Source organism: Propioniciclava sp. MC1683, from assembly GCF_014164675.1.
Taxonomy (GTDB): domain Bacteria; phylum Actinomycetota; class Actinomycetes; order Propionibacteriales; family Propionibacteriaceae; genus Propioniciclava.
This window is the reverse complement of record NZ_JACJFX010000003.1, coordinates 1-24,517: the sequence shown is the minus strand read 5'-3', so window position 1 is coordinate 24,517 and position 24,517 is coordinate 1. Positions and strand designations below refer to the sequence as shown.

Here is a 24,517-nt window from a genome sequence, read left to right as displayed (position 1 = left end):
CGGCTGGGCGACGATGTCCCCGCGTCAGCGCGTGGTCATCTTGCCCTCGGGGTCGATGCGGTCGAGGATCGCGTCGCAGATGGCGTCGAGCTGGCCCAGCTGCGCGGGGGAGAGCGCGTCGAGGAAGGACTCGCGCACCTGGGTGACGTGGCCCGGTGCGGCGGCGACGAGGGCGTCGTGGCCGGCGTCGGTCAGGGTGACGTTGGTGGCGCGGCCGTCGAGCGCGCAGGCGCTGCGGGCGACGATGCCGCGCTGCTCGAGGCGGGTGACGACGTGCGACATGCGGGTCAGCGAGCCGTTGGTGCGGGCCGCGAGCGCGGTCATGCGCAGCGTGCGGTCGGGCACCTCCGACAGCATGGCCAGCACCTGGTACTCCATGTGGGTCAGCTGCGCGTCACGGCGCAGCTGCGCGTCGAGCAGGCCGGGGTAGAGCTCGACCACGGCCCGGAACTTCAGCCACGTGTCGATCTCGTCGTCGGTCAGCCAGCGCACGTCATCCATGGCTCCACCGTACCAAATAATTGACACTTCAACCAATGTTGTCGCCAGCGTGCCGGAGTCACTTTGTCGCCTTTTGGGGCGTAGTGTTCGCGTCAGGACGGTTCCACAGCAGGATGAGGGGATACGACGATCGTGAGCCAGAACCCGGCGCTCTTCGAGGATGACACCGACACCACGAGCGACGGCCTGGGCCCGACCGGTCGCCCCTGGCCCGACCTCCCCGAGCCGACGGCCCCGGGCCCCGGCCCGAAGCGCGCCACGATCATCGCGATGACCAACCAGAAGGGCGGCGTCGGCAAGACCACGACGACGATCAACCTGGGCGCCGCGCTGGCCGAGACCGGCCGCAAGGTGCTCCTCGTCGACTTCGACCCCCAGGGTTCGGCCTCGGTCGGCCTGGGCGTCAACCCGCACACCCTCGAGCTCAGCATCTACAACCTGCTGCTGGGCCGCGACGTCGACATCGACGACGTGATCCTCGAGACCAACGTCGACGGGCTCGACCTGCTGCCGGCCAACATCGACCTGTCGGCCGCCGAGCCGCAGCTGGTCTCGGAGGTCGCCCGCGAGCACACGCTGCGCCGGGTGCTGAAGCCGGTCCGCGACCGCTACGACGTCATCATCATCGACTGTGCGCCGAGCCTCGGCCTGCTCACCGTCAACGCCCTCACCGCCGCCGACCAGGTGATCATCCCCCTCGAGTGCGAGTTCTTCGCGCTGCGCGGCGTGGCCCTCCTCACCGACACGATCGCGAAGGTGACCGAAAGGATCAACCCCGACCTGGAGGTGCTGGGCATCGTCGGCACGATGTACGACGGCCGCACGCTGCACAGCCGCGAGGTGCTCCAGCGGGCCGTCGAGGCGTTCGGCGACAAGGTGTTCCACACCGTCATCAAGCGCACGGTGAAGTTCCCCGAGACCACGGTGGCCGGCGAGCCGATCACGACCTACGCGTCCTCGAGCCCCGGCGCGGCCGCCTACCGCACCCTGGCCCGGGAGGTGCTCGCCCGATGCCCCGGCGCGTAGGCCTGCCCGGCGCCTCCGAGCTGTTCCGGTCCACCTCCGAGGCGCTCGCCGAGAACGCCGACGTCGCCCGGCCGATCCCCGACGCCGCCGCCGACGCGAAGCCCCCGCGCCGGCGCAAGCCCGCGGCGTCCGTCGACGGCACCGTCGAGCACACCGGCCGCGTGCGCCACGACGAGAAGATCACCGTCTACGTGAGCTCCGAGGAACTCCTCGCCCTCGAGCGCCTCCGCCTCGACCTGCGCGCCGAGCACGGCCTGGCCGTCGACCGCGGCCGGATCGTCCGCGCCGCGATCGCCTCGACGCTGGCCGCCATCGCCGAGCAGGGGGCCGACGCCGACGTCCTCAAGCGGCTCGCCCAGTGACGACCCAGAGCCCCTTCACCCTCCGCCTGGACAACTTCGAGGGGCCCTTCGACCTGCTCCTGCAGCTGATCAGCCGCCACAAGCTCGACGTCACCGAGGTGGCCCTCAGCAAGGTCACCGACGAGTTCATCGCCCACATCCGCGCGATGGGCGACGCCTGGGACCTCGACCAGACCTCCTCCTTCGTCGTCGTCGCGGCCACGCTGCTCGACCTCAAGGCCGCCCGCCTCCTGCCCCAGGGCGAGGTCGAGGACGCCGAGGACCTCGCCCTCCTCGAGGCCCGCGACCTGCTCTTCGCCCGCCTGCTGCAGTACCGCGCGTTCAAGGTCGTCTCGGGGATCATCAGCGAGCGCCTCGACCAGCAGTCGCTGCGGCACGCGCGCCCCGGCGGCCTCGAGGACGCCTTCGCCCGCCTCCTGCCCGAGGTCGAGATCACCATCGACGGCGACCAACTCGCGTGGCTGGCCGCCCGCGCCCTGCAGCCCAAGGAGCAACCGACCGTCTCCCTGGCGCACCTGCACGCGCCCGCGGTCAGCGTCCGCGAGCAGGCCGACATCCTCGTCGACCGCCTGCGCCGGCTCGGCGCCTCGACCTTCCGCGGCCTCGTGGCGGACGCCAGCGATCGGCTCGTCGTCGTGGCCCGGTTCCTGGCGCTGCTCGAACTGGCCCGCGAACGCGCGGTCTCCTTCGAGCAGCTCACGCCGCTGGGCGAGCTGACCATCCGGTGGACGGGCACGGCTGAGGGCGACCTGACGATTTCGGACGAATTCGACGAGTTCGACACCAACGAACCGGGGCCCTCGGCGGCGGGAACTGGGGCCCTCGGCGCAGGGGAGGCGCACGCATGAATGACACCACCATCACCGGGCCGCTGGAGGCCCTGCTGCTCATGGCCACCGAGCCGATGGGCGCCGCAGAACTGGCCCAGGCCCTCGACGTGCCCACCCCGGTGGTCTGGGAGGCCCTCGAGGACCTCGCCACCTTCTACGACGAGACCGGCCGCGGCTTCGAGCTCCGCCAGGTGGGAGAGGGTTGGCGCTACTACACCCGCCCCGAGCACCATGAGGTCATCGCCCACTGGGTGCTGGAGGGGCAGCAGTCCCGCCTGTCGCAGGCGGCGCTCGAAACGCTCGCCGTGGTCGCCTATCTGCAGCCGATCTCGCGGTCCCGCGTCGGTTCCATCCGCGGCGTGAACGTCGACGGCGTCATGCGCACCCTCGCCACCCGCGGCCTGATCGAGGAGGCCGGCCACTCCGAGGAGACCGGCGCGATGCTGTGGCGCACCAGCCCGCTGTTCCTGGAGAAGATGGGCTTCACCACCCTCGACCAGCTGCCGCCCATCGCGCCGCACCTGCCCGAGGCGTCCCTGCTCGAGGCCGAGCTGGCCGGGCTGGCCGAGACGCCCGTCGCGCGGGAAGATGGGGACATGAGCGAGAACACCGAGATCCCCACCGCCGACCAGGCGGCCGAGTGGGCCGAGGCCGAGGCGTCCGAGAACGCGGAGGCGGCGCAGCCCACGATCGACGCCGACGAGGTGCCCGACCAGGCCGACCTCGACCGGCTCTCCGAGCCCTCCTGATGGCGGAGGAGTTCGAGGGCATCCGGCTGCAGAAGGTGCTCGCCCAGGCGGGCATCGCCTCGCGCCGCGCCGCCGAGATCATGATCGACGAGGGCCGCATCGAGGTGAACGGCAAGCTCGTCACCGAGCAGGGCCGTCGCGTCGACCCCGAGCGCGATGTCATCCGCGTCGACGGCAGCCGCATCCCGCCGCCGCGACGCCACGTCTACGCCGTGCTGAACAAGCCCCGCGGCGTGGTCTGCACCATGGACGACCCCGAGGGTCGCCCCACCGTCGCCGACTACCTGGGCCAGCACTCGCGCGAGCGGCTGTTCCACGTCGGGCGCCTCGACACCGACACCGAGGGCATGCTGCTGCTCACCAACGACGGCGACTTCGCCCAACGGATGATGCACCCCAGCTACGAGCTCACCAAGACCTACGTCGCCGAGGTCGAGGGCTTCGTCGAGAACGCCACCCTCAAGCGCCTCGCCAAGGGCCTCAAGCTCGAGGACGGCTGGGTCAAGCCCGACGAGGTCAAGCTCGGCATCCGCACCGAGCAGCGCACGATGGTCACGGTCGTGCTCCACGAGGGGCGCAACCGCATCGTCCGACGCATGTTCGACGCCATCGGCCACCCGGTCCGCACGCTGGCGCGCACCCAGATCGGGCCGATGCGCATGGGGCAGCTCCGCTCGGGCGAGATCCGCGACCTGACCCGCGAGGAGTTGGGCTCGCTGCTGGACGCCGTCCAGCTCTGACGTGGCCCGCATCCACGGGATCGAGACCGAGTACGGCCTCACCGGCACCAGCGACGGCCGGCGGCTGCCCATCGACGAGGCGGCCAACCGGCTGTTCGCGCCGGTCGCGCGCGAGCTCGCCACCACCAACCTGTTCCACCCGGCGGGCGGACGCCTCTACCTCGACATCGGCTCCCACCCCGAGTACGCGACCCCCGAGTGCGCGACCGCGCGCGACCTGGTCACCGCCCAGAAGGCCGGGGACGCCCTCCTCCTCGACCTTGCCGCCCGGGCCCGCGACCTCGAGGCCGAGGAGGGCCGGGACACCACCTTCCGGCTGTTCCGCAACAACGTCGACCCGCACGGCAACACGTGGGGCAGCCACGAGAACCACCTGGTCGCGCGGTCCCTCGACCCGCACGTGCTGGGGGAGTGGCTCGTCCCGTTCCTGGTCTCCCGGCTGCTCATCGGCGGGGCCGGCCACTGGCGGCGCGGATCCTTCGCGCTGTCCCAGCGCGGCGACGTGCTGGGCGACCTCGTGTCGAACCAGACCACCCGCAGCCGCCCGCTGATCAACACCCGCGACGAACCGCATGCCGACCCCGACCGTTACCGCCGCCTGCACGTGATCTCGGGCGACACGAACTCCCTCGAACACCCGATGTGGCTCGTCGTCGTCGCCACCGAGTTGGTGCTGCGCGCCGCCGAGGCCGGTGGCACCCCGCCGGTCGGGCCCGCCGATGCTCTCGCCGCCCTGCGCGCCTGGAACCGCGACCCGGACGCCGGCGTCCCGGCCACCGACGGAGGTTGGGTCACCGCGCGCGGGCTGCAGCGCACCTACCTGGGGTTGGTGGAGGCGTTCGCTGCCGACGACGACGAGACCGGCCCGGGCTGGTTCGCGTGGCGCGCCGCGCTGGACGCCCTCGACGCCGGCCGCCCCAGCGGCCTGGAGTGGGACGCCAAGCTCCGCACGATCCAGGCCTGGCGCGACCGGCACGGCCTGCCCGACGACGACCCGCGCCTGGACGCCCTCGACCTGCGGTGGCACGAGCTCGGCAGCGAATCCGGACGTCCCGTCGGTCTGGCCGCCCTGTGGGAGGCGAGCCACGGCGTCCGGCACACCACGGACGAGGCCGTGGCCGCGGCGACCACCGTGGCCCCGGGCCTGACCCGCGCGCGCGTGCGTGGCGAACTGCTTGCCGCCGCGCAGGACCGGGGCCGCGACCATGTCGTCGATTGGTCCGGCTTCGAGGTGCGCGACCTGCCGGGTGGTCCCGTGCGGGTGGCGCTGGACGACCCGTTCGCGCACACGGTGCCCGCGGCGTCCGAGCTCGCGGAGCGGATGCGCGACGAACCGCGGTTCAGGCTGCTGGGCGGGTTCCGGCCGCCTTCGTGATCGCCGGTAGCATGGCCGAGTGCTGAACCGACGCCCCTCCCGCATCGCCTTGGCCGCTTCGGCGGTCGCGCTGTCCGCGATCCTGGCCGCCTGTGGTGGCGCCCCCGCCGAGACGCCGTCCGCCGCGCCGACCGCGGCCGAGACCGCCGCGGCGACGCCGAGCGCGGAGCCGACTCCCACGCCGAGCCGCGAGCCGGTGCCGGTGTCGAACAGCATCGACGGCATCGAGGTGGTCGGCGAGCCCGGGTCCGCGCCGACGCTCACGATCCCGACGCCGTTCGCGATCGACGAGACCCGCACGCGCACGCTGGTCGAGGGCCAGGCCGACGGGCCGGCTGCGGCTGCCGACAGCGTAATTGAGGCGCACTACGTTGGGTTCAACGGCCGGACGGGGGAGCAGTTCGGCTCATCTTGGGATCAGGGGACCCCTGCGATGCTTGCGCTGCCCCAGATGGTCGAGGGCTTTACGATCGGCATGACGGGGGCCAAGCCGGGTCAACGTGTCCTGATTGCGATGCCCGGCTCTCAGGGCTACGACGGCGTCCCCACCCGACCAGAGTCGGTCCAAGACGGTGACACGCTCGTGTTCGTTGTGGATGTCGTGGCAGTCTCGGTGAAGGACGCCGTGGGCGCCGCCGAGACCCCCCAGCTGCCGGTCACGCTCGGCGAGGCCGAGGGCAAGCCGACCGTGACGATCGACACCGCCTCGACCCCGCCGGCCGAGCTCGTCGCCGTGCCGGTGATCAAGGGTGCCCAGCGCGCGGTCGGCGCCGACGACTACGTGCTGGTCAAGTACCGCATGTACTCGTGGAAGACGGGCGAGCTGATCGACGACAAGTTCGCCGCCCCGGTCGCGGGCCAGATCAACCAGACGCTCGAGGGCTTCAAGCAGGGCATCGTCGGCCAGCCGATCGGCTCGCGCGTCGTGCTCGTCGTGCCGCCGAAGGTCGGCTACGAGAAGCCGAGCCAGAACCCGCCGGTCGAGGCCGGCGACACGGTGGTCTACGTCGTCGACATCCTGTTCGGTTCCGCCGTCGCCTGACGCCGATCGAGGCCCGAACGCCCTAGTGTGGGCGCATGAACCTGGAGAAGGTCGTCTTCGGCTTCTTCGTGCTGCTCGCGGCGACGCTGAACTTCGGCTACGTGACCGGCGACATCGGCAACCCCGAGCACCACAACGTGCTCGAGCTGTACGCGGCCGTGGTCGTCAACGTCATCGCCGCGATCCTGAAGTTCGGTGACCGCACGCAGATCGGGGCGATCCACCTGGCGGCGAGCCTCGTGGCCACGATCCAGCTGATCGCCGCCGCCCTGGCGTGGATCTGGTTCACCCAGATCGCGTTCGAGCCGCTGTCGGTGCACGCCATGTCGAGCGTCGTGTCGCTGGCCCTGGGCGCGCTGCTGGCCAACGTCGTGTCGGTCGTGCTCATGGTCATCGAGACCGCGAACTTCCGGCGGCACTGAGCCGAGCCCACGGCGTCCCCCTATGACACTGCCCAGCGCCACGCCCGAGCCCGCGCACGGACACGGCGGGCAGCGCACCCTGCGCCGCCGGTTCGTGCGCGTGCCGCCGCCCGCCCCGTCGGCGGACGCGGTGTTCCTGGTGCTGCGCCGCATGCGCGCGCCGCTGATCGTGGTCGTCGTCGTGTTCACCATCTCGGTGGCCGGCCTGACGCTCGTGCCGGGTCTCGACGACCAGGGCATGCCGTACCAGATGTCGGTGTTCGACGCGTTCTACCTGATGTCGTACACCGCGCTCACGATCGGCTTCGGCGAGACCCCCTACGAGCTGGTGCGCGAGCAGCGGCTGTGGCTGACCATCTGCATCTACGCCTCGGTCATCGGCTGGGCCTACGCGCTCGGCGCCCTGCTCAGCCTGCTGCAGGACAAGCCGTTCCGCGATGCGCTGGCCCGGCAGTCGTTCGTGCGCCGGGTGAAGCGGCTGCGGCGGCCGTTCCTGATCCTGGTCGGCTACGGCCAGATGGGACGCCTCGCGGCCGAGACCCTGGACACCCTGGGCCGCAGCACGGTCGTCGTCGCCGCCGACCAGGAGTCGGTCGACGCGCTGGCGGGCGCGCAGCTGTCGAGCGACATCCCGGGGCTGGTGGGGGACGCCCGCGACCCGGGCGTGCTGGGCCTGGCGGGGCTGGGCAGCAAGTACTGCGCGGGGGTGCTGGCGCTGACCGACTCCGATGCGGTGAACCTGTCGATCGTCATGGCGGTGACGCTGCTGCGCCACGACGTCCCGGTGATCGCGCGGGCGAACTCCCGGGGCACGGCGAAGGCGATGCGTGAGTTCGGGGCCTCCGCGGTGGTGAACCCGTTCGAGCGGTACGGCAACTACCTGGTGATGCGGGTGCGGCGTCCGTCGACCTATCGGTTGCTGACGTGGCTGCTCGCCGCGCCGGGCACCCTGGTCTCACCGGATGCCGAGGAGCACGAGGACGGGTTGTGGGTCATCGCGTCCGATGACCACTTCGGGCCCGAGATCGCCGCCGACCTCGAGGACGCAGGCCTCGACTCGACGCTGGTCGACGTCGACGCGGCACCCGACGTCGAGGGGGCGGTGGGCTTCATCGCCGGCGGCTCGGACGACGCGCAGAACCTGGCGCTGGCCGGACACGCCCGGTTGGTCGATCCCGACCTGTTCCTGGCGGTGCGGCAACGGTCGAAACGCAACGACGCGCTGCTGCGTGCGTTCGCCCCCGACTCGGTGTTCGTGCCCGCCCAACTGACCGTGCAGGAGGCCCTCGCCCGCGTCGTGACCCCCGACTTCTGGGAGTTCGTCGCCCACGTGTGGGAGATGCCCGACGACGAGGCGGAGGTCGTGCTCGACCGGCTGCTGGGCATGCTGGGGCGCGGGTCGCCCGACAGCCACCGCATCGTGGTGGGGGAGCACGACACCCCGGCCGTCGTGCGCCGCCTGCGCGGCGGGTCGGTGCGGCTGGGTGACCTGTTCCGGCACCCGGCCGACCGCGACGGCGTGGTCGCCGCCGTGCCGGTGTTGGTGCTGCGCGGCGACGAGCACATCTACCTGCCGGGCGACGACGAGGAGGTGCGCTCGGGTGACGTCCTGATCAGCGTCGGCACGCCGCGGGGGCTCACCGAGATGGCGGACGCCCTGCACTACGACCACGTGCTGGAGCACCTGGTCACCGGTGAGGACGTCCCCGCCACCTGGCTGGGCCGGACGGTGCGGGGCTGGTTCCGGCGGGGCTGAGCGCGTCGACGACGCCTTGGGAGTCCTCGGCCGGGGCCAGGTGGCCCACCTCGGGGAGCACGACCAGACGTCCGTTCGGCACGCCGTCGGCGACCTCGGCCATCAGGTCGGGCGGGCACACGACGTCGTCGCCGCCGCACAGCGCGAGGACACCGTAGGTCGCCGACCCCGTCTCCCCGAGCCGGATCACGCCCACCTTGCCCGCCCCGATGCGGCGCACGCGGTCGACGGTGTCCTCGAGCCCGGCCAGGGCGAGGGACGCCTCGCGCTGCAGCACGCGGCCGGCCTCGGTCAGGCGCACCTGACGGGTGTCGCGGGTGAAGAGTTGGGCGCCGACCTCGTGCTCGAGCTGGCGGATCGCCCGGCTCAACGGCGGGGCGGCCATGTGCAGCTGCTCGGCGGCGCGCCCGAAGTGCTCGGTCTCGGCCACGGCGAGGAAGTAGCGCAGCAGACGCAGTTCCATCTCGCCCCCTTTGGCCGATCGACGTTGATGGGACGAGGCTACGAGGCGCGCTTTGTGACTGTAAAGGACCACTTTCGGACGGATTGTTACCCGTGGGGTAATCAGGGGGACGTCTCGCGGCGATCCGACACGGAGCGGCAGTGTCGGTTCGAGACTTTGCCGGTGGAAGGTCCGCCACCGTCATTTCTGGGGGGTCGGACTTGATGGTGCAGTCGCCTCCACCAGCAAAGTCCCGAATCGACATGCCCGCCCCAGCGCTGCGCCACGAACGCGACGCCCACCGCTAGCCTGAACACCGTGTCAGCGCGCAAGTCGGAACGGATCATGAACCTCACGATCTGCCTGCTCATGGCGCGCCGTTTCGTGGAGCGCGAGCAGATCCGTGAGCTCGTCGAGGGCTACCACGGGCTGTCCGACCAGGCGTTCGAGCGCACCTTCGAGCGCGACAAGGACGACCTGCGCCAGATGGGCGTCCCGGTCGAGACGGGCTCGAACTCGGTGCTGTTCCCCGACGAGCTGGGCTACCGCATCCGGCGCAGCGACTTCGAGTTGCCCGAGATCGACTTCACCCCGGCCGAAACCGCAGCCCTGGGCGTGGCCTCCACCGTCTGGGACGACGCCCGCCTCGGCGGCGAGGCGACCAAGGCGCTGGCCAAGCTCAGGGCGTCCGGGCTCGATCCCGACGCGGACCGCGTCGCCACTTTCGCCCCCAGCGTCGGCGCGCGCGAACCCGCCTTCGAGACCCTCTGGCAGGCCACCCTGCAGGCCCGACCGGTCGCCTTCACCTACCGCGGCGTCGATCGCGTCGTCGAGCCGTGGCGCCTGGTCAACCGCAAGGGCGCCTGGTACCTGATCGGCCTCGACCGCACGCGCGGGGAGGGGCGCTCGTTCAAGGTGTCCCGCATCGAGTCGCCCCCCACGCAGCAAGCCGGCACCACGACGCCACCCGACCCCGCCGTCGTCGAACGCCACCTCGCCTCCCTCGACGCCCGCCGGGACGCCGTGGCCACCGTCGCCGTCCGCGAGGGAACCGCGCCCGACCTGACCCGCTTCGCCGAGCCGGCCGAACCGGCCCCCGAGAGACCAGCCCCCGACGGCTTCACCGCCTGGCGCCTCCGCGTCGCGGAGAACCCCGCCGATGCGGCCGGCGACATCGCCTGGCACGGCGCCGACGTCGTCGTGCTCGACCCGCCCGAACTCGCCGCCGCCGTGCGCGCCCACCTCGAGGCGGTGGCGGCATGGCGATGACCTCGGCCAGCCAGGTGCCGCGTCTGCTCGCGCTGGTGCCCTACCTGCAGTCCCACCCGGACGCCGACCTCGCGGCCACCGCGCAGATGTTCGACGTCAGCCCGCGCCAGCTCGTCGCCGACCTCAAGGTGCTCTGGTACTGCGGCCTGCCCGGCGGTGCGCCCGGCGACCTCATCGAGGTCGACATGGACGCCCTCGAGTCCGGCACCATCCGCCTCACCAACGCCGAGTTCCTTGCCCGCCCACAACGCTTCACCCCCGAGGAAGCCATGAGCCTCGTCGTCGCCCTCGCCGCCCTCGACGAGATGGCGGACGCCGACCTGGGCCCCGCGGTCCGCTCGGCCCGGGCGAAGCTCGAGGGCGCCGTCGGCGGAGGCACCGACAAGGTCGCGATCGCGGTGTCGGCGGGGCAGGAGTCGATCCGGGGTCAGCTCGCCGACGCGATCGCCGCCGGCGTGGCCGTGCGGCTGACCTACCACGGGGCCTCGCGCGGCGTCGCGACGACGCCCGTCGTCGACCCGGCACGCCTGGGTACCCGCGACGGCTACGGCTACCTCACGGCGTGGGCGCACGAACGCGCGGGCTGGCGCACCTACCGGCTCGACCGCATCGTCGCCGTCGACCCCCTCGAGCAGGCCACCACCGACCACGGGCCGGCCCCGGCGCTGGCGTCCGGGTGGCTCGACGACCGCCCCGACGCGGTCGAGGTCACCCTCGACCTGCGCCCGGGGGGTCGCTGGATCACCGAGTACCACCCGCTCGTCGCCACCGAGGAACTGCCCGACGGGCTGCTCCGCGTGCGGATGCGGGTCGCTGACCCGGGCTGGTTCCGCCGGCTCCTGCTCCGGCTGGGCCCGGCCGTGGCGCGCGTGGACCCGCCGCAGGCCGCGGCGTCCGCGATCGAGGCCGCCCGCGAGGCGCTCGGCGGGGACCGCTGAAGCCGGCGTCAGGTCTGTGTTGTAGGGTTCGGCGGGTGTGGTGGGTGTGGATCATCGTGGGGGCCGCGCTCGCCGGGTTGGTCATGCTCGTCCTGTTCGCGATCGCGCTGTGGCGCAAGGCCCTGGCGGTGCTCGACGCGCTCGGCGAACTGGGTTCCCAGGTCGACACGGCGCTCGCGCTGGTCGACGGCGTGGGGGCGCCGCCGCGCACCTTCTAGACTTCACCTCGTACACCTAGCAAGGAGTTGCAATGCCGTTCAACATGCAGGGCTGGGAATGGGTCATCCTGATCGTTCTCGCGCTCCTCATCTTCGGTGGGTCCCGCCTCGCGGGCGCCGGCAAGAACGCCGGCCGCGCGCTGCGCGAGTTCAAGGACGAGACGCGCCAGATCAAGGCCGACGAGGAGCAGGCGCAGCGTGAGGCGGAGCTCCGCCGCCGCGAGTACGAGCTCGACCAGCGCGAGCGCGGCACCGTGGCCGACAGCACCCTCGACGCCGAGCTCGTCGAGGACCCCCGCCCCGACGCCGACCAGAAGTAGGCCTCGGACGCCGTGGCCCGTCTCAGCCTCGGCTGGCTCAGACCCCCGAAGGTTCCCGCCGATGGGGTGATGTCGCTGGCCGACCACCTCCGGGAGCTTCGCTACCGGCTGATCTTCTCGGTTGTCGTGATCTTCGTGGGCATGATCGCCTGCCTGATCTTCAACAACCAGTTGTTCCAGGTTCTGCTCCGGCCGTACGAGGAGTCTCTGGAGATCCTCAAGGGGATCCGTCCGAACCTCGATGTGCAGGCCGTCTTGGGTGGCGTAACGGCCCCGCTGCTGCTCATTCTCATGATCGCGGCGCTGGGGGGCCTGGTGCTGACCAGCCCGGTCTGGCTCTACCAGGTGTGGGCCTACATCGCTCCGGCCCTGTTGGCCAAGGAGAAGAAGTACGCCTTGGTGTTCCTGCTCGCCGCTGTGCCCCTCTTCGTCGGCGGGGTCGTGCTGGGCTACTACATCATGCCGTCGGCGATCGCGATCATGCTGGCGTTCACACCCGAGAGCTTCGAGGTGTTGAACCTACTCGAGATGAACGACTTCTTCAAGATGATGATGCAGTTGATGCTCGTCTTCGGTCTGGGCTTCCTCCTCCCGGTGGTCGTGGTCACGCTGAACTTCGTCGGTGTCCTCTCTGCCAAGGCCTTGGCCGGTGCTCGCCGCTACGTATTGTTCGGGTGTGCGGTCTTCGGCGCGGCGGCGACCCCCGGCGGTGAGCCGTTCTCCATGCTGGCCCTGGCCGTCCCGATGATGCTGCTGTTCCTGATCGCCGAGGCGATCTGCCACTGGAACGACCGCCGCCGCGCCAAGCGCGCTGCCAAGGAGCTCGAGCGCGCATGAGGCACCTCGCCCTCGTGGTCAACCCGGCCGCGGGGCACGGCCGCGGCCAACGCCTGACCCCGGCCGTCGAGGCAAGGCTGTCGGACGCCGGCGTCCGGGTCACCCGCACCCTGGCCCACTCGCCCGAGCACGCGCACGCCACGTGCGCCGACGCCGTCGCGGAGGGCTACGACGGCCTCGTCGTCGTCGGCGGCGACGGCATGGCGCACATCGGCCTCAACGCCTGCGCCCGGACCGACGTGCCGCTGGGCGTCATCCCGGCCGGCACCGGCAACGACTTCGTCCGGGGCGTCGGGCTGGCGGCGCCCGCCCCCGGCCCGGGCCGCGACCGGCGCCGTGGCTGGGAGCGTGCCACCGACGCCGTCGTCGCGGGCCGCACCCGCGCCATCGACCTCGCCGAGGTGCGCGGCGACCTGCACCGCGGCCAGCTCGAGTACGCGGGCTGCGTGGTCTCGACCGGGTACGACGAGAAGGTCAACGCCCGCGCGAACAAGGCCCCCGTCGACCTGGGCCACCTGTCCTACGTGGGGGCGGTGATCGCCGAGGCGCGCTCGTTCGCCCCGCTGCACTACCGCCTCGACCTGGACGGGGAGCACCGCGAGGTGGACGCCATCCTCGTCGCCGTCGCGAACAACGGCATCTTCGGGGGCGGGATCAGGATCGCCCCCGACTACGACCTGACCGACGGGCTCCTCGACGTGGTGATCGTCCACCCCGTGGGGCTGTCGACGCTGGTGCGCTACCTGCCGCACCTGGCCACGGGCCGCACCTTCGACCACCCCGCCATCGAGCGGCTGCGCGTCCGGCGTGTGGTCGTCGACGGCGACGGCCTGCACGGCATGGCCGACGGCGAGCCGCTCGGGCACGTGCCCCTGACCGTCTCCGCGGCGCCCGGGGCGCTGCACGTCTACACCCGGGAGGCCTAGAGGATGCCCACGAACCGCCCCGCCCCCGAGCCGGGTCCCGCGTTCGCCGAGTTCAGCGCCGCCTTCCCGTTCGCGCTCGACGACTACCAGCGCGACGGCTGCGCCCACATCGAGGCCGGGTCGGGCGTGCTCGTCGCCGCGCCGACCGGCGCCGGCAAGACGGTGGTGGGGGAGTTCGCGGTGTTCCTGGCCCTGCGCGAGGGCCGCAAGTGCTTCTACACCACCCCGATCAAGGCGCTGAGCAACCAGAAGTACCACGACCTGAGCGAGCGCTTCGGGTCGCACCGCGTCGGGCTGCTCACCGGTGACACCACGATCAACGGCGACGCCCCCATCGTGGTCATGACCACCGAGGTGCTGCGCAACATGATCTACGCGGGGTCCTCGACCCTGCGCGGGCTCGGCTACGTGGTCATGGACGAGGTGCACTACCTCGCCGACCGCTTCCGCGGCGCGGTGTGGGAGGAGGTCATCATCGGCCTCGCACCCTCGGTGCAGCTGGTGTCGCTGTCGGCGACCGTGAGCAACGCCGAGGAGTTCGGCGACTGGCTCGACGAGGTGCGCGGCGGGGTGGAGGTCGTGCTGAGCGAGCGGCGTCCGGTGCCGTTGTTCCAGCACATGATGGCCGGACGCCGCATCTACGACCTGTTCGAGGCCGAGGCCCCCACCGCGCTCGCCGGGGACCGCTCGCCCGCGCTCGGGGCCGCCTCGGCCGCCGACGTGAACCCCGAACTGGTCAGCCTGGCCAAGCAGGAGAGCCGGTTCGTGCGCGACGACTCGCGCCGCCAGCGCGGCCGCCGCACCCGCGAGCGGATCGAGAAGAACGCCGCCGGGCGCGGGCAGCAGGGTCCCAACCTCATCCCGCGCCGCGACGGCGCGGTCGAGAAGCTGGACGCCGAGGGCCTGCTCCCCGCCATCTACTTCATCTTCTCCCGGGCCGGCTGCGACCAGGCGGTGGGGCAGTTGCTGCGCAGCGGCGTCCGGCTGACGAACGCGGTCGAGCGAACCGAGCTGGACGCCCTCGCCTCGGCCGCCACCACCGGGCTGAGCCGCGACGACCTGGAGGCGCTCGACTACGCCACGTTCGCCGAGGCCCTGCGCCGCGGCATCGCCGCCCACCACGCGGGCATGCTGCCGGCGTTCAAGGAGTGCGTCGAGGCGGCCTTCGTGCGCGGCCTGGTCAAGGTCGTGTTCGCCACCGAGACGCTCGCGCTCGGCATCAACATGCCCGCCCGCTCGGTGGTGCTGGAGAAGCTGGTCAAGTACAACGGCGAGGCCCACGTCGACATCACCGCGGGGGAGTACACCCAGCTCACCGGCCGCGCCGGCCGCCGGGGCATCGACGTCGAGGGGCACGCGGTGGTGCTGTGGCACCGCAACGTCGACCCGCGTGCGGTGGCCGGGCTGGCGTCCAAACGCACGTACCCGCTGCGGTCGTCGTTCTCGCCGACGTACAACATGGCGGTCAACATGGTCGCCCGCGTGGGCCGCGAGAAGGCGCGCGGGCTGCTGGAGCAGTCGTTCGCGCAGTACCAGTCCGACAAGTCGGTGGTGGGCCTCGCCCGGGCCGCCACCCGCAACAAGGAGAAGATCGCGGCACTGTGGGCCGACGCGGCCTGCGACCGCGGTGACTTCGAGGAGTACGCACGGCTTCGGGCGTCGATCGGCGCCCTGGAGGCGGAGGCGGCGCGCTCGCGCAAGGCCGACCGGCGGGCCGAGTCGATCTCGGTGCTGCTCGAGCTGGTGCCCGGCGACATCATCGCCATCCCGTCGGGGCGGCACGAGGGCTGGGCGGTCGTGATCGACCCCGGCGTCGGTCGCGACCGGGCCAACCCGTCGCCGCTGGTGATGACCGAGCAGCGCCAGGTGAAGAAGCTGTCGCTGACCGACTTCCCGTCGCCGCCGGTGGTGGCGGGCCGCATGCGGGTGCCCAAGCACTTCGACGGCCGTTCGGCCAAGGACCGGCGCAACCTAGCCGCGGCGTTCCACACCAAGCTGGGCTCGGTCGACCTGAGCGCCCGGCGGTACAACGCGGCCGCGATGGACGAGGAGGTGGCCGGCCGGATCGCCGAGCTGAGGGCGTCCGTGAAGGAGCACCCGTGCCACGCCTGCCCCGACCGCGAGGCGCACGCGCGCGCGGCTGAGAAGGCGCTGCGCCTGGAGCGCGACACCGCCGACCTGCGCGCGCAGACCGAGCGCCGGTCGAACACGATCGCCAACCGGTTCGACAAGGTGTGCCTCGTGCTGTCCTCGCTCGGCTACCTGTCCCCGGATGGGACCGGGGTGACCGACGCCGGGCGCATGCTGGCACGGATCTACTCCGAACTCGACTTGGTCACCGCCGAGGCCATCCGTGCGGGGACGTTCGACGAGCTCGACCCCGCCGAGCTGGCCGCGGTGCTGTCCTCGCTGACCTACGAGTCGCGCGGCGGCGAGCCGCAACGCCCGGCACGGATGCCCACCCGGTCGTCGGAGGTCGCCCAGACCATGGTGCGCCGCATCTGGCGCGAGGTGCGGCTGCTCGAGCGCGACCACCGGCTCGAGCAGGGCCGCGACCCCGACATCGGCTTCGCCGAGGCCGTGTACCGCTGGGGCAACGGCGTCGCGCTGGGCGAGATCCTCGAGGAGACCGAGCTGACCGCCGGCGACTTCGTCCGCTGGATGCGCATGGTCATCGACCTGCTCGGCCAGGTCGCCGACGCGGCCGGTGAGTCGGTCGTCCGCGACAACGCCCGCGAGGCCATCGGCCGCCTCCGCCGCGGGGTCGTGGACGCGGCCTACCTCGAGGACGACTGAAGGACTGACCCCCGGATGCATTTCCGGGTGGAAGGACCCCAAGGATCCTTGGGGTCCTGCCACCCGGAAATGCACTCGGAGACGCCACACCCACGAGCGGTCGGGGGCTGGGAGCACACTCCCGGCCCTCGGCCTTGTGGTTAGTCTGACCCCATGGGTGTGGCTATCCGGGTGATCCCGTGTCTCGACGTGCACGACGGCCGCGTGGTGAAGGGCGTGAACTTCCTCAACCTGCGCGATGCCGGCGACCCGGTGGAGCTCGCCTCGCTGTACGGCCGACAGGGCGCCGACGAGCTGACGTTCCTCGACATCTCCGCCTCCTCGCAGGGTCGGGAGACGACCTACGACATGGTCAGGCGCACGGCCGAGACGGTGTTCATCCCGCTCACCGTCGGCGGCGGGGTCCGGGGTGCCGACGACGTGGACCGGCTGTTGCGCACCGGCGCCGACAAGGTCGGCATCAACACGGGCGCGATCACCCGGCCCGAGGCGCTCAACGAGATCGCCGACCGGTTCGGCCGGCAGGTCATCGTCCTGTCCCTGGACGCCCGACGCGAGGCCGACCAACCCTCCGGCTTCGGGGTGACCACGCACGGCGGACGGCAGAGCGCCGGGCTGGACGCCATCGCCTGGTGCCGCGAGGCCGTCGAGCGCGGGGCGGGGGAGATCCTGCTCAACTCCATGGACCGCGACGGCACCACCGACGGTTTCGACCTCGAGATGATCGAGGCCGTGCGCGCGGTCGTCGACGTGCCCGTCATCGCCTCGGGCGGGGCCGGGACCGTCGAGCACTTCGTCGACGCGGCCCGCGCCGGGGCCGACGCCGTGCTCGCGGCATCCGTGTTCCACTACGGCACGCTGACCGTGGCCCAGGTCAAGGAAGGCCTCTCCGGGGCCGGATTCGAGGTTCGCTGATGACCACCCAGGCCGACTGCATCTTCTGCCGCATCGTCGCGGGTGAGATCCCGAGCAAGCGGGTGTACGAGGACGACCACGCGATCGCGTTCCTCGACCTCGACCCCTTCAAGACCGGGCACACGCTCGTCGTCCCGCGCGCGCACGTCAGCGATGCCCTCGCGGACGCCGACGTCCTGGCCTCGATCGCCCCGGCCATCGCCGCCACCGGGACCCTGCTCGTCGAGAAGCTGGGCGCGTCCGGGATGAACGTCCTGTCGAACGTGGGGGAGGACGCCGGCCAGTCCGTCTTCCACCTCCACGTCCACCTGGTGCCGCGCTACGCCGACGACGCCGGCATGGGCGCGCTGCTGACGCGCGCGGCGTCCGGCGACCTCGACGAGGTGCACGCGCGCATCACGGGCTGAGCGCTGCCGCAGCCCGCGGCGTCCGGATCATGGACACAGAACGCCCACGTTGTGAAGTGAACCGAACAAGGCGCTAGGGTGGCTCTCGTGCACATGAGCCTCCTCGTAGTTACCGCGCGCGTCGCCTGAGTCCCGCCTCAGACCGACGCGCTCCCTCGCCTGCCGTGCACGAAACCGGCAGCGGGGGTTTTTCTTTGCAACGAGAGCTCACACCGCACACCGACACCGAAGGGGATGATCACCAATGGCAGATGACACCAGGCCCAAGGAACTCACCGGGGCGCAGGCCCTCGTCGAGTCGCTCGAGCGCGTCGGTGTAGACGTCATCTTCGGCATCCCCGGCGGCGCGATCCTGCCGGCGTACGACCCGCTCGGCCAGAGCCAGCTGGTCCGCCACATCCTGGTCCGCCACGAGCAGGGCGCCGCGCACGCCGCCGAGGGCTACGCCATGGCGACCGGCCGTGTCGGCGTCTGCATGGCCACCTCCGGCCCCGGCGCCACCAACCTGGTCACCGGTATCGCGGACGCCTACCTCGACTCGGTGCCGATCGTCGCCATCACCGGTCAGGTCGCCTCGACCGCCGTCGGAACGGACGCCTTCCAGGAGGCCGACATCCGCGGCATCACGATGCCGATCACCAAGCACAGCTTCCTGGTGACCCGCGCGCAGGACATCCCGAGCGCGATCAAGGAGGCCTTCCACATCGCCGGAACCGGACGCCCCGGCCCGGTCCTCGTCGACATCACCAAGGACGCGCTGGTCAGCTCCGCGCCGTTCGAGTGGCCGCACGAGCTGGACCTGCCGGGTTACCGCCCGACGATCAACCCGCACGCCAAGCAGATCCGCGAGGCGGCGAAGATGATCAAGGCGGCGTCCCGCCCGACGCTGTACGTCGGCGGCGGCGTCGTGAAGTCGGAGGCCTACGAGGAGCTCGCCGAGCTCGTCAAGATCACCCAGATCCCGCTGGTGACCACGCTGATGGCCCGCGGCGCCTTCCCCGACAGCGACCCGCTGCACATGGGCATGCCCGGCATGCACGGCCACGTGTCGGCGGTCGGCGCCCTGCAGCGTTCCGACCTGCTGATCACCCTCGGCGCGCGCTTCGACGACCGCGTCACCGGCAAGCTCGACACGTTCGCGCCGGGCGCCAAGGTCATCCACGCCGACATCGACCCGGCCGAGATCGGCAAGAACCGGGCCGTGGACGTCCCGATCGTGGGTGACCTGAAGCTCACCATCGCCGCCCTCAACGAGGTGCTGCGCGGCGAGGACCTGGGCGACTACTCGGCCTGGCGCGCCTACCTGACGAACCTCAAGACCAAGTACGCGCCGGACCCCCAGCCCACCAAGGGCGATATGCTCAGCCCCGAGTACGTCATCAAGCGCATCGGCGAGATGTCGGGCCCCGACGCGTACTACGCGGTCGGCGTCGGCCAGCACCAGATGTGGGCCGCGCACCTGCTGCCCTTCGACAAGCCGGGCCGCTGGATGAACTCCGGTGGTGCCGGGACGATGGGCTACTGCGTGCCCGCCGCCATGGGCGCCAAGGTCGGCAAGCCGGACGAGCTCGTGTGGGGCATCGACGGTGACGGCTGCTTCCAGATGACCAACCAGGAGCTGGTCACCTGCGCGCTGAACGACATCCCGATCAAGATCGCGGTGATCAACAACGAGAGCCTCGGCATGGTCCGCCAGTGGCAGACCCTGTTCTACGGCGAGCGGTACTCCAACACCGACCTGAACAGCTGGCGCATCCCGGACTTCCCGAAGCTCGCCGAGGCGATGGGTGCGGTCGGCCTGCGGGCCGAGACGGTCGAGGAGGTCGACGAGGTCATCGCGAAGGCGCTCGAGATCAACGACCGTCCCGTCGTGGTCGAGTTCATCGTCCACAAGGACGCCATGGTGTGGCCGATGGTCCCGGCCGGCACGAGCAACGACGACATCCTGATCGCCAAGGACCTGGCGCCCAACTGGGAGGACGAGATCCTGTGAACAAGACACACACCCTGAGCGTCATCGTTGAGAACAAGCCCGGCGTCCTGGCCCGCATCTCGGGCCTGTTCGCCCGGCGCGGCTACAACATCGAGTCGCTCGCGGTCGGCCCGACCGAGCGCCCCGAGATCAGCCGCATCACGATCCAGGTCGCCGTCGACTCCCCGGCCGTGCTCGAGCAGATCACCAAGCAGCTCAACAAGCTCGTCGAGGTGCTGAAGATCGTCGAGCTCGAGGAGACCGCGGTGCGCCGCGAGCTGGTCCTGGTCAAGCTGAAGGCCGACCCGGCCTCGCGCAGTCAGATCATCGAGATCGTGCAGCTGTTCCGCGGCAAGACCGTCGACGTGCACCAGGACTCCCTGGTCGTCGAGGCCACCGGCAGCCCCGACAAGCTCGAGGCCCTGCTGGAGATGCTGCGCCCCTACGGCGTCCGCGAGCTGGTCCAGTCCGGCCTCGTCGCCCTGGGCCGTGGTAGCAAGTCCCTCACCGATCGTTCCGCCAAGGTCGACCGGGCGCGCCCGGGCGTCCGCTGACCACCACCACAAGTTAGGAAACCCACATGGCAGAGATGTTCTACGACTCCGACGCCGACCTGTCGATCATCCAGGGTCGCACCGTCGCCGTGATCGGCTACGGCTCGCAGGGCCACGCGCACGCGCTCAGCCTGCGTGACTCGGGCGTCGACGTCCGCGTCGGTCTGCGTGAGGGCTCGGCGTCTGCGGCGAAGGCCGAGGCCGAGGGCCTGCGCGTGGTGTCGGTGGCCGAGGCGGCCGCCGAGGCCGACCTGATCATGATCCTGGCCCCCGACCAGCACCAGCGGAAGATCTACGCCGAGGACATCGAGCCCAACCTGCAGGAGGGCGACGCGCTGTTCTTCGCGCACGGCTTCAACATCCGCTTCGGCTACATCACCGCCCCCGAGGGCGTCGACGTCTGCATGGTCGCGCCGAAGGGCCCCGGCCACCTGGTGCGCCGTGAGTACGCCGAGGGTCGCGGTGTGCCCGCGATCGTCGCCGTCGAGGTGGACGCCTCGGGCGAGGCCTGGCCGCTGGCCCTGTCCTACGCCAAGGCGATCGGATCGCTGCGCGCGGGTGGCATCAAGACCACCTTCACCGAGGAGACCGAGACCGACCTGTTCGGCGAGCAGGCCGTCCTGTGCGGTGGCGCGTCCGCGCTCGTGCAGGCCGGCTTCGAGACCCTCGTCGAGGCGGGCTACCAGCCCGAGGTCGCCTACTTCGAGTGCCTCCACGAGCTGAAGCTGATCGTCGACCTGATGTACGAGGGCGGCATCGCCAAGCAGCGCTGGAGCGTTTCGGACACGGCCGAGTTCGGTGACTACGTCTCCGGCCCGCGCGTCATCGACGCCCGCGTCAAGGAGAACATGAAGGCCGTCCTGTCCGACGTGCAGTCGGGCGCGTTCGCCAAGCGCTTCATCGACGACCAGGAGGCCGGCGCGCCGGAGTTCAAGTCGCTGCGCGAGAAGGGTGAGCAGCACCCGATCGAGGCCACCGGCCGCGAGCTCCGCAAGCTGATGAGCTGGGTGAAGTCGCACGACGACGACTACGTCGAGGGCACCGCCGCTCGCTGACCCCGTCCCGTCACGAAGGCCCCCGCACCCAGACGGTGCGGGGGCCTTTCGCTTGGCACATGAGCCGGCCCGGCGTCCGTCATGGGGGAGGAGACGGACGCCGGCCCGGCGATCAGGATGGCCGGAGGTCAGCCGATGGCGATCTCCTGGCCAACGAAGATCAGGTCGGGGTTGCTGATCTCGGCCTGGTTGAGCGACCAGAGGGTCTTCCAACCCCCCTGGACGCCGTGGGTCGCGGCCAGCTGGCTCAGCGTGTCGCCGGCCTTGACCGTGATGAACCGCTTGCCGGTGGTGGCGACGGACTTGACGGTCGTCGCACGCTTCGGTGCAGTCTGCTGGATGGACGCCTTGGGTGCGGCCTTCTTCGTCTCGGCCTTCTTGGGGGCGGCCTTCTTGGTCTCAGCCTTCTCCGGGGCCGCCTTCTCGGTCTCAGCCTTCTTCGGCGCGGCCTTCTTGGTCTCGGCCTTGGTCAGGCCCGCCTTCTTGGAGCAGGTCGGCCACGCGCCGGGACCCTGGGCGGCCAGCGTCTTCTGGGCGATGGCGATCTGTTGCGCCTTGGTGGCGAGGTGGGCGTTCGAGGCGTACTGGTGGCCGCCGAAGGCCTTCCACGTGGAGGCGCTGAACTGCAGGCCGCCGTAGTAGCCGTTGCCGGTGTTGATCGACCAGTTGCCGCCGGACTCGCACTGGGCGACGGCGTCCCACACCGAGGAGGCCTGGGCAGGCGCGGCCAGGGCGACCGAGCCGCCGACGGCGACGGCCGTCGAGGCGGCGAGGGCGATGGTGCGCTTGAGCTTCATGGGGGTTTCCTTTCATGGGGACGTCCGGGGGACCTGCTCCCGGACAGCCCGTCCAGCCTAAACGCAGCCTGAGAAAAAGCAAAGAGAAAGCTGATCTTCTCTCAGAATCAGGGCTGGAGTGCGACCGAGGTCGGCCCCGATTCATCCCTCGGGGGGCTGGTCGGACGCCCTCCCTCTGGCATGCTCGTGCCCATGCCAGCCACCCCGCCGAGGAGCGCCTGACCGATGAGGTTCTACGACGCCATCCAGGACGCGATCGTCGGCCATGCCGGCGAGTGGTGGACCTACCTCGTCACCGGCATGCTCTGCTGGATCGACGGCTTCTTCCCGCCGTTGCCGAGTGAGTCGATCGTGATCGCGATGGCGGCCCTGTCGGAGACGCACGGCGGGCCGGTGAAGCTCTGGCTCCTCATCTTGATCGCCTGCGTGGGCGCCTGGCTCGGCGACAACACCGCCTACCTGATCGGACGCCACATCCCGCTGGAGAAGATCTTCCGGGGCGAGCGCGGCGGCAAGATCCTCGCCCGGGCCCACCACCTGATCCACCACAAGGGCCCCGAGGTGCTGCTGTCGGCCCGCTTCATCCCCGGCTACCGCATCGCGATCAACATGGTCGCCGGCTACGTGCGCCTGCCGCACCGCCGCTTCATGGTCATCGACCTGGCCGCCACGATCCTGTGGGCGGCGTTCTCCGTCGGCATCGGCCTCGTCGCGGGCTCGATCTTCCACGACCGCCCGCTGCTGGGCATCATCACCGGCGTCGCCCTCGGCCTGCTGGTCGGCTGGATCATCGAGCGCATCGGGAAGTGGCGCGAGTGGCGCCAGCTGGCCAAGGCGATGGCGGAGGCGGACGGGAAGTAGCCCCGGCCCTGACTGCATTTCCGGGTGGAGAAACCCCAAGGATCCTTGGGGTTTCTCCACCCGGAAATGTCCTCGGGAACGCCGCACGACACCCCATCCCAGAAGCCAGGGATCAGGCCGGCCGCACCTGCACCAGGACTCGCCCGGCCCCCTGCCCGCGGTGGGCCTCGAGGATGAGCAGCAACGTGGACAGGAAGCTGGGCAGGTCGTTGTTCAGCGTCTCGGGCGCCACCGGGACGACCACCAATCCATAGGTCTGGTAGTCCGCATCACGCACGAGGGTCGTCGCCCAGCGGTCGCGACCGTCGTCTGACTTCCCGGTGTGGAACGCGCGCGAGTGCACCTGAACGACGACCCCGGCATCCGGGAAGTACCCGTCGGGCCTCCCGACCAGCCGGCCCTTGAGGTCGTCGAGGAGGGGGTTCGCCAGCATCGGTGGGAAGCGGTCGTCGGCCGCCACCGCCGCGACGAGCGTCTCCTCGGGCGGCGACCAGGCGCCCTTCCTGAACCCGAGCATCCCGTCCTGGAGGGGGCCGGTGTTGGCATCGCCCAGTGCGGCGATCTCCGCTTCGAGGCGTACCAGGGTTGTTCGGCGCCGCTGCAACACCGTCATCGTCAGCAGCTTCAGCTGGGACGCCGTCAGTTCTCGCCGGTGGGCGGTGTCCACGAGCGCCCGCTCGGGGGTTGCGACGGGGACTCCGGCCCGCAACAGGCTCCGCGGCATACTGCGGGTCCGCTCCGAGGTCATGCCCAAGGCATTGCGACGGGCGCGGTGCTGGGCCGGGACCAGGAATCTCGGCCTCACCTCCAGGTCATCGGCATCGACCAGCCCGTGGGCCGCGAGCGCGTGGGCGCCGGTCATGACCGCGTGCGGCCCCGCCCACAGCGACCCGGCCACGAGCATCTGGTTCGACGTGAGCTCGCCGGTCCCGGAGCGATAGACCCTGCGCACCACGCGTTGTCCACGCAGGGCCAGTTGGGTCAGGTCCCATTCGGACGCCCCTGCCTTCAGGAGCTGCCGGGTGCTGGCCAGGCCCATCTGGCCGGGGATGTCGGGAAACAGGAAGCCGGACATGCCCCCGATGTTGGTCAGATCAGCGGCGTTGCTGTCACTCGGATTCCGGGCCTGTGCACAGCCACCCCCACTCCCTCGCGCAAGCCTGTGGACAGACCTGCGTCAAGGCCGCCGTGCGACACTTCCCGAAACATTTCCGGGTGGAGAAACCCCAAGGATCCTTGGGGTTTCTCCACCCGGAAATGCAGTCAGGGCAGGCGCACTCAGCCTCGATCCGCCGATGCTGTAGGGCGGGTCTGATGGCGAATGCTCCTGTGACAAGCAAGGATAGGACTGCTTAGGTTCCGTTCCAGCTGCTTGACAGGAGCACTCGTAGTGCGAGTCTGCCACAC

At 71.0% G+C, this 24,517-nt stretch carries 26 protein-coding genes; 22 read left to right on the top strand and 4 right to left on the bottom strand.

Features of this window, described 5'->3' with window-relative positions; all coding sequences use genetic code 11:
- Window positions 1–24: 24 nt before the first annotated feature.
- Window positions 25–501, bottom strand: a complete 477-nt coding sequence (locus H5397_RS03125; RefSeq protein ID WP_182814864.1) for a MarR family winged helix-turn-helix transcriptional regulator — start codon at window positions 499–501, stop codon at window positions 25–27.
- Between the two features lie 132 nt (window positions 502–633).
- On the opposite strand from H5397_RS03125, the gene H5397_RS03120 reads away from it, so the two are divergent.
- The 9 genes from H5397_RS03120 to H5397_RS03080 are packed head-to-tail and all read left to right on the top strand — an operon-like array spanning window position 634 to window position 8,803.
- Window positions 634–1,527, top strand: coding sequence for a ParA family protein (locus H5397_RS03120; RefSeq protein ID WP_309224261.1), 894 nt, complete (start codon window positions 634–636; stop codon window positions 1,525–1,527).
- Window positions 1,512–1,889: a hypothetical protein gene (locus tag H5397_RS03115; protein WP_182814863.1), complete on the top strand. Its 378-nt coding sequence runs from the start codon at window positions 1,512–1,514 to the stop codon at window positions 1,887–1,889. The genes H5397_RS03120 and H5397_RS03115 overlap by 16 nt, the downstream gene beginning before the upstream one ends.
- Window positions 1,886–2,737: a ScpA family protein gene (locus H5397_RS03110; RefSeq protein ID WP_182814862.1), complete on the top strand. Its 852-nt coding sequence runs from the start codon at window positions 1,886–1,888 to the stop codon at window positions 2,735–2,737. The genes H5397_RS03115 and H5397_RS03110 overlap by 4 nt, the downstream gene beginning before the upstream one ends.
- The gene (gene scpB, locus H5397_RS03105) at window positions 2,734–3,468 is read left to right on the top strand and encodes an SMC-Scp complex subunit ScpB (RefSeq protein ID WP_182814861.1); all 735 of its coding nucleotides are present in this window, start codon (window positions 2,734–2,736) and stop codon (window positions 3,466–3,468) included. Before H5397_RS03110 ends, scpB begins: the two co-directional genes overlap by 4 nt.
- Window positions 3,468–4,208 carry a pseudouridine synthase gene (locus H5397_RS03100; RefSeq protein ID WP_182814860.1) on the top strand — a complete coding sequence of 247 codons (741 nt, stop codon included), beginning with the start codon at window positions 3,468–3,470 and terminating at the stop codon, window positions 4,206–4,208. The genes scpB and H5397_RS03100 overlap by 1 nt, the downstream gene beginning before the upstream one ends.
- Window position 4,209: 1 nt before the next feature.
- Window positions 4,210–5,583, top strand: a complete 1,374-nt coding sequence (locus H5397_RS03095; protein ID WP_182814859.1) for a proteasome accessory factor PafA2 family protein — start codon at window positions 4,210–4,212, stop codon at window positions 5,581–5,583.
- 19 nt (window positions 5,584–5,602) lie between these two features.
- Window positions 5,603–6,625, top strand: a complete 1,023-nt coding sequence (locus tag H5397_RS03090; RefSeq protein WP_182814858.1) for an FKBP-type peptidyl-prolyl cis-trans isomerase — start codon at window positions 5,603–5,605, stop codon at window positions 6,623–6,625.
- A 35-nt stretch (window positions 6,626–6,660) separates the two neighbouring features.
- Window positions 6,661–7,047, top strand: a complete 387-nt coding sequence (locus tag H5397_RS03085) for a DUF6394 family protein (protein WP_182814857.1) — start codon at window positions 6,661–6,663, stop codon at window positions 7,045–7,047.
- Between the two features lie 22 nt (window positions 7,048–7,069).
- The gene (locus tag H5397_RS03080; protein WP_182814856.1) at window positions 7,070–8,803 is read left to right on the top strand and encodes an NAD(P)-binding protein; all 1,734 of its coding nucleotides are present in this window, start codon (window positions 7,070–7,072) and stop codon (window positions 8,801–8,803) included.
- Here H5397_RS03080 and H5397_RS17930 read toward each other — a convergent pair.
- Window positions 8,736–9,266 carry a LysR family transcriptional regulator gene (locus tag H5397_RS17930; RefSeq protein WP_182814855.1) on the bottom strand — a complete coding sequence of 177 codons (531 nt, stop codon included), beginning with the start codon at window positions 9,264–9,266 and terminating at the stop codon, window positions 8,736–8,738. The genes H5397_RS03080 and H5397_RS17930 overlap by 68 nt on opposite strands.
- Window positions 9,267–9,563: 297 nt before the next feature.
- Here H5397_RS17930 and H5397_RS03070 point away from each other — a divergent pair, with 297 nt between their 5' ends.
- The 12 genes from H5397_RS03070 (at window position 9,564) to ilvC (ending at window position 21,452) form a co-directional block, all read left to right on the top strand.
- Window positions 9,564–10,514: a YafY family protein gene (locus H5397_RS03070; RefSeq protein WP_182814854.1), complete on the top strand. Its 951-nt coding sequence runs from the start codon at window positions 9,564–9,566 to the stop codon at window positions 10,512–10,514.
- Window positions 10,505–11,452 (top strand): YafY family protein, encoded by a 948-nt coding sequence (locus tag H5397_RS03065; protein ID WP_182814853.1) that lies wholly within the window; start codon window positions 10,505–10,507, stop codon window positions 11,450–11,452. Before H5397_RS03070 ends, H5397_RS03065 begins: the two co-directional genes overlap by 10 nt.
- Before the next feature lie 35 nt (window positions 11,453–11,487).
- Window positions 11,488–11,670: a hypothetical protein gene (locus H5397_RS03060; RefSeq protein WP_182814852.1), complete on the top strand. Its 183-nt coding sequence runs from the start codon at window positions 11,488–11,490 to the stop codon at window positions 11,668–11,670.
- A gap of 32 nt (window positions 11,671–11,702) precedes the next feature.
- On the top strand, window positions 11,703–11,990 hold the full coding sequence (locus tag H5397_RS19035; protein ID WP_182814851.1) for a twin-arginine translocase TatA/TatE family subunit: 288 nt from the start codon (window positions 11,703–11,705) through the stop codon (window positions 11,988–11,990).
- Between the two features lie 12 nt (window positions 11,991–12,002).
- Window positions 12,003–12,827: a twin-arginine translocase subunit TatC gene (gene tatC / locus H5397_RS03050; protein ID WP_220491946.1), complete on the top strand. Its 825-nt coding sequence runs from the start codon at window positions 12,003–12,005 to the stop codon at window positions 12,825–12,827.
- Window positions 12,824–13,753: a diacylglycerol kinase family protein gene (locus tag H5397_RS03045; protein ID WP_182814850.1), complete on the top strand. Its 930-nt coding sequence runs from the start codon at window positions 12,824–12,826 to the stop codon at window positions 13,751–13,753. Before tatC ends, H5397_RS03045 begins: the two co-directional genes overlap by 4 nt.
- A gap of 3 nt (window positions 13,754–13,756) precedes the next feature.
- Window positions 13,757–16,549 carry an RNA helicase gene (locus tag H5397_RS03040; protein WP_182814849.1) on the top strand — a complete coding sequence of 931 codons (2,793 nt, stop codon included), beginning with the start codon at window positions 13,757–13,759 and terminating at the stop codon, window positions 16,547–16,549.
- A 153-nt stretch (window positions 16,550–16,702) separates the two neighbouring features.
- On the top strand, window positions 16,703–17,464 hold the full coding sequence (gene hisF / locus H5397_RS03035; RefSeq protein ID WP_182814848.1) for an imidazole glycerol phosphate synthase subunit HisF: 762 nt from the start codon (window positions 16,703–16,705) through the stop codon (window positions 17,462–17,464).
- Complete coding sequence (locus H5397_RS03030; protein WP_182814847.1) at window positions 17,464–17,871, top strand: HIT family protein; 408 nt, start codon at window positions 17,464–17,466, stop codon at window positions 17,869–17,871. The genes hisF and H5397_RS03030 overlap by 1 nt, the downstream gene beginning before the upstream one ends.
- 244 nt (window positions 17,872–18,115) lie before the next feature.
- Complete coding sequence (locus tag H5397_RS03025) at window positions 18,116–19,864, top strand: acetolactate synthase large subunit (protein WP_182814846.1); 1,749 nt, start codon at window positions 18,116–18,118, stop codon at window positions 19,862–19,864.
- A complete protein-coding gene (gene ilvN / locus H5397_RS03020) occupies window positions 19,861–20,397 on the top strand; it encodes an acetolactate synthase small subunit (protein ID WP_182814845.1) in 537 nt (178 codons plus the stop codon). The genes H5397_RS03025 and ilvN overlap by 4 nt, the downstream gene beginning before the upstream one ends.
- Before the next feature lie 26 nt (window positions 20,398–20,423).
- Complete coding sequence (gene ilvC, locus H5397_RS03015; protein ID WP_182814844.1) at window positions 20,424–21,452, top strand: ketol-acid reductoisomerase; 1,029 nt, start codon at window positions 20,424–20,426, stop codon at window positions 21,450–21,452.
- A gap of 128 nt (window positions 21,453–21,580) precedes the next feature.
- On the opposite strand, the gene H5397_RS18635 is transcribed toward ilvC, so the two are convergent.
- Entirely contained in the window at window positions 21,581–22,249 is a 669-nt protein-coding gene (locus tag H5397_RS18635) for a transglycosylase family protein (RefSeq protein WP_182814843.1), read from the bottom strand.
- A gap of 225 nt (window positions 22,250–22,474) precedes the next feature.
- Between H5397_RS18635 and H5397_RS03005 the strand changes: the two genes are divergently transcribed.
- Window positions 22,475–23,110, top strand: a complete 636-nt coding sequence (locus H5397_RS03005; protein WP_182814842.1) for a DedA family protein — start codon at window positions 22,475–22,477, stop codon at window positions 23,108–23,110.
- A gap of 112 nt (window positions 23,111–23,222) precedes the next feature.
- Here H5397_RS03005 and H5397_RS03000 read toward each other — a convergent pair whose 3' ends face one another.
- The gene (locus H5397_RS03000; protein ID WP_182814841.1) at window positions 23,223–24,185 is read right to left on the bottom strand and encodes a hypothetical protein; all 963 of its coding nucleotides are present in this window, start codon (window positions 24,183–24,185) and stop codon (window positions 23,223–23,225) included.
- Window positions 24,186–24,517: the final 332 nt, after the last annotated feature.